The organism is Bifidobacterium sp. (assembly GCF_050874245.1).
GTDB lineage: Bacteria > Actinomycetota > Actinomycetes > Actinomycetales > Bifidobacteriaceae > Bifidobacterium.
Genome location: NZ_JBNMKH010000119.1, coordinates 1 through 3,855 on the forward strand (window position 1 = coordinate 1; position 3,855 = coordinate 3,855).

The 3,855-nt window shown below is 58.6% G+C and carries 4 protein-coding genes; all 4 read right to left on the reverse strand.

All coding sequences use genetic code 11. The features are described 5' to 3' along the window. The coding region (locus ACR0P8_RS08900) for a carbohydrate ABC transporter permease (protein ID WP_432624727.1) at positions 1-777 on the reverse strand (777 nt) is incomplete at its 3' end. After that, positions 777-2,048, reverse strand: coding sequence for an ABC transporter substrate-binding protein (locus ACR0P8_RS08905; protein ID WP_432624728.1), 1,272 nt, complete (start codon positions 2,046-2,048; stop codon positions 777-779). The genes ACR0P8_RS08900 and ACR0P8_RS08905, both read right to left, overlap by 1 nt. A 218-nt stretch (positions 2,049-2,266) precedes the next feature. Continuing rightward, entirely contained in the window at positions 2,267-3,286 is a 1,020-nt protein-coding gene (locus tag ACR0P8_RS08910) for a glycoside hydrolase family 43 protein (RefSeq protein ID WP_432624729.1), read from the reverse strand. A gap of 329 nt (positions 3,287-3,615) precedes the next feature. Next, a partial coding sequence (locus ACR0P8_RS08915; protein ID WP_432624730.1) for a substrate-binding domain-containing protein occupies positions 3,616-3,855 on the reverse strand: 240 nt, incomplete at its 5' end.

The window sequence follows — 3,855 nt, forward strand, 5'->3', positions numbered from 1 at the left end:
CAGCACCTGGGTCTGGTAGTTCGGTCCGCCGTTGGTCAGCATGACCGGCTGGCCCCACACGTTGAAGGCGCCCGTGGTGGTCATGATGGTGGTGTAGAACAACGGCAGCTTGATTTCCGGCAGGGTGATGGAGAAGAAGATTCTGACCGGACCGGCTCCGTCGACCTTCGCGGCTTCGTACAGGCTTTCGTCCACACCGGAAAGCGCGGAACGGTAGATGACAAGGTTGCCGCCGATGCCGGCCCACAGCACGAGCACGAAGATGGTGATCCATGCGTACGGGTTCTTGCCGAGCCAGTTGATGTCGGAGTGGAAGGTGGTGTTCAGCAGGCCGAACTGGGAGTTGAAGACCATGCGCCAAACCAGTGCGCCTGCAGCGATGGAGATCAGGCCAGGGATGTAGAAGATCGCCTGGAACAGACCGGCGCCCTTGAGGCCCTTCTTGCTGAGCGCCACAGCGAGCAACAGCGGCACGATGATGGTCAACGGCACGCTGACCACCACGAAGAGCAGGGTGTGGCCGAGGTCACGCCAGAAGATCGAGTAGAAGTAGGTGCTGGGGTCGAAGATCTTCGCGAAGTTCTGCAGGCCGACGAACTTCGGTGAGCCGACCATGTTCCAGCGGGTGAACGCCAGGCCGATGCCGAAGATGATCGGGATGATGCCGAAGACGGCGAAGATGATGAAGTGCGGAGCGATGTATGGCAGTGCGTGCCAGATGGAGTTCTTGCGCTTCATGGACGATTTTGCGGATCCGATCGTAGATGCCTTGCTCATCACGATTCCTCCTGAATCTCGATTTGGCCTTGGGCCATGAGGTCGAGGGTCTTCAGACCTTCGTCAAGACCCACGTTGCCGTAGACGATGTCGTTGTATGTACCCCAACCAGCGGTCGCGTAGCCTCCGTAGAGGTAGTTGGAGGTCTTGATGTAGCTGCGTTCCTTCTTGCTGTTGGTGAAGGACGCCTGAATCAGCTTCTGGTACTTCGGATTGTTCAGATCACGGTATGCCGGCGAGATGGAACCGACTTCCGACCAATCCATCCAGTGCTCGTACACGTACTTGACGAAGTCGGCGGCGGCCGCGGACTTCGCGGCGGAGCGGTGCGGGTCCTTCAGCTGCATCCAGTTGCACTGGTAGAAGAAGTTCACCGGATTGTCGGCGCTGTACTGCAGGGTGTTGGCCTCAGCGATCTTGTCGGCGCCCAACGTGTTGGACATGTTGCCCTGGGCCCAAGTGCCGAGCTGCGCGAACACGGCCTTGCCGGAGCCGAACGCCTGCTCGCCGTCGACGTCCATCGGGGCGATCACGCCGGCGTCATACGCTTCCTTGAGCTTCTCCATGGGCTTGCGCCACACGTCCTTGGTCAGGTCGTCCATATCGTTCTCGAGCGTGCCGCCCGCGCCGTACAGCAGGGACATGAAGGCCCACGGAAGGTTGCCGTAGGTCAGAGCGTAGGTACCCTTGGGCAGCTTGCCCTTGAGGTCTTTGATCTCGTCGATGGTAACGAATCCGTCGTCGAGGATGTACTGCAGGTTGTACTTCTTGACCAGGTCCTTGTTGTAGTAGATGGCCATCTGGTACAGGTACAGCGGAATGCCGTAGGCCTTGCCGTTGACGGTGACGCCCTTCCAAGTGGCGGGCAGGAAGCTGCTCTCCTTGAGGTCCGGAGCTACCTTCTGCCAATCGTCCATGGTGTCGAGCAGTCCCTGGGACTGCAGGACGGCGGTCTGGAACTGGTCGCCGATGATGATGTCGGGGATGTTCTTGCCGGTCTGCATCACGGAGTAGATCTTCGTGGTCAGATCGCCGCCGTTCATCGGCTGGAAGACAACCTTGTAGTCGCTTTGGGCGTTGTATTCCTTGACGATGCGCTGCATTGCGGGACCGTCATCGCCCACCAGGTTGTTCCAGAAGTAAATGGTCTTGCTTTCGCCCGAGGATGCACCGCAACCTCCGGCGGCAAGCACCAGTCCAAGTGACGCGCACACGGCCACGGCGGCCTTGGCGAAGCGCCGCAACCCGGTAAGATGCCTGGATGTAGACATTGTTTCCTTCCTTTTTCTCAACGGCCCATCGCTGGACCGTACTTCGTTGCGTCGAATGGGAAGAATCCTTCGTACGATTGAGCCTCCCTGCTCATTTGCAACGTTGTAATTTTGATTATACAACTTTTTTCATCGTTGTACAAACGATGGCACGCCGTCAATGGCGGCCATATACGGATGGGGGTTATAGTATGGGGCCACCCCTCCGGCAGTGGTCCTCAGCGGGTCACGGCCGGAGTTCCAGCGAGCGGTCCGCCATCGGCGGGCAGCACGTCCGTGGTGGTGGGAGTCCACAGATTATCCGGTTCCGGCACGCCGAAATCCGGACCGTCGGCAGTCCATTTAACCACGCCGACACGCGCATGGCGATTCGGGTCGAACAGCGGATCGCCCTTGATCTCCGTGTAGTTGCGGCAATGGTAGATCATCAGGTCCTCGGTGTCGTCCTCGGACTTGGTGAACGAATTGTGGCCCGGACCATACTGGCCGTTCTCGGCGCAGGTCTTGAACACCGGCACCGGGCTCTTGGTCCAGGAGGCCTTGTCCAGCAGGTCGCTGCCGCGTTCGGCGGTCAGCAGTCCCACGGCGTATGGAACACCGGTGCCGGAGGCGGAGTACGTGATGTAGATCTTGTTCTCATGAAACAGGAAGGCCGGGCCTTCATTGACCAGGAAGTCGATGCACTCCCAGTCGTATTCCGGCTTGGTGAGCATGACGGGCTCGCTGCCCAGCGTCCACGGATTGGCCATTTTGGCGATGTACAGATTGGAATTGCCTTCGATCGCGGGATCCTTCTGCGCCCACACGAGATACTGCACGCCATCGATGACTTCGGTGGTGGCGTCGAGCGAGAAGGAGTCGATCGGAGTGATGATCTGACCCTTCTCCACCCAGTTGTCGGAGGTCGGGTCGTCATCGGTGTTCTCCAGCACGAACATACGGTGCGTCGGCAGTCCGGACGCCTCGAAATCCGTTGCGGCGCCGGCGAAGTAGATGTACCAAGCGCCGTTGATGCGGTGCAGCTCGGGAGCCCAGATATAGATGCTCGCCGGGCCGGATTCATGCTTGCGCCACACCACCGTCTCCGGAGCCTTCTGCAGATCGTTGATGCTTGACGCGTGGCGGATGGCGATGCAATTGTATTCCGGATCGGAGGCGGTGAAGTAGTATTCGCCATCGACCTTGATCACCCAGGGGTCTGCGCGCTGAAGCACGATCGGATTGTTGTAAACAACCATGTTTAGTCCTTCTCAATCCGTTGTTCCAGTATTTACAACGTTGAATATATCATTCTTACATCGTTGTAACAAATCGGGCGCGTCACTGGGACTTGCCCGGATACGGCGGCAAACAACAGACACGGATAATTATTTGAAATATCTTCATTTTCTGGCTTTAAGTGCCGATGTCGCCGGCAGGCATGGATGTTCGACACACTCAAGGCCGTTCGGCCAAGCTTACGGTCTCACATCCATGCCCGCCGGCGACACCTCTGGGACAGTCAATCCCGACGAGATGCGGAAGGCAGCCGAGTCCAAAAGAGCTGACGAGGGCATCAGCCGAACGCTCAAACAACGAGGGCATCGGCCGGAAGCTTGGTGGATTGGCGCACAACCAGAGACGACGAGACCTTGCGGAAGACCTTCTCCCCTGGCTTGTCGGCATTCGGGTCACGACCGTCAATACGTTCCTTGAGCACCTTCACCGACAGACGGGCAACCGCCTCAAGTCCCGGCGCAATCGACGTCAAAGCGGGCGACAAGTACTGCGAATCGTCGGAATTGTCGAAGCCGACCACGGAGATGTC

Coding starts and splice junctions, on each gene's coding strand:
- ACR0P8_RS08905 (WP_432624728.1), bottom strand. CDS start 2,048: ATGTCTACATCCAGGCATCTTACCGGGTTGCGGCGCTTCGCCAAGGCC.
- ACR0P8_RS08910 (WP_432624729.1), bottom strand. CDS start 3,286: ATGGTTGTTTACAACAATCCGATCGTGCTTCAGCGCGCAGACCCCTGG.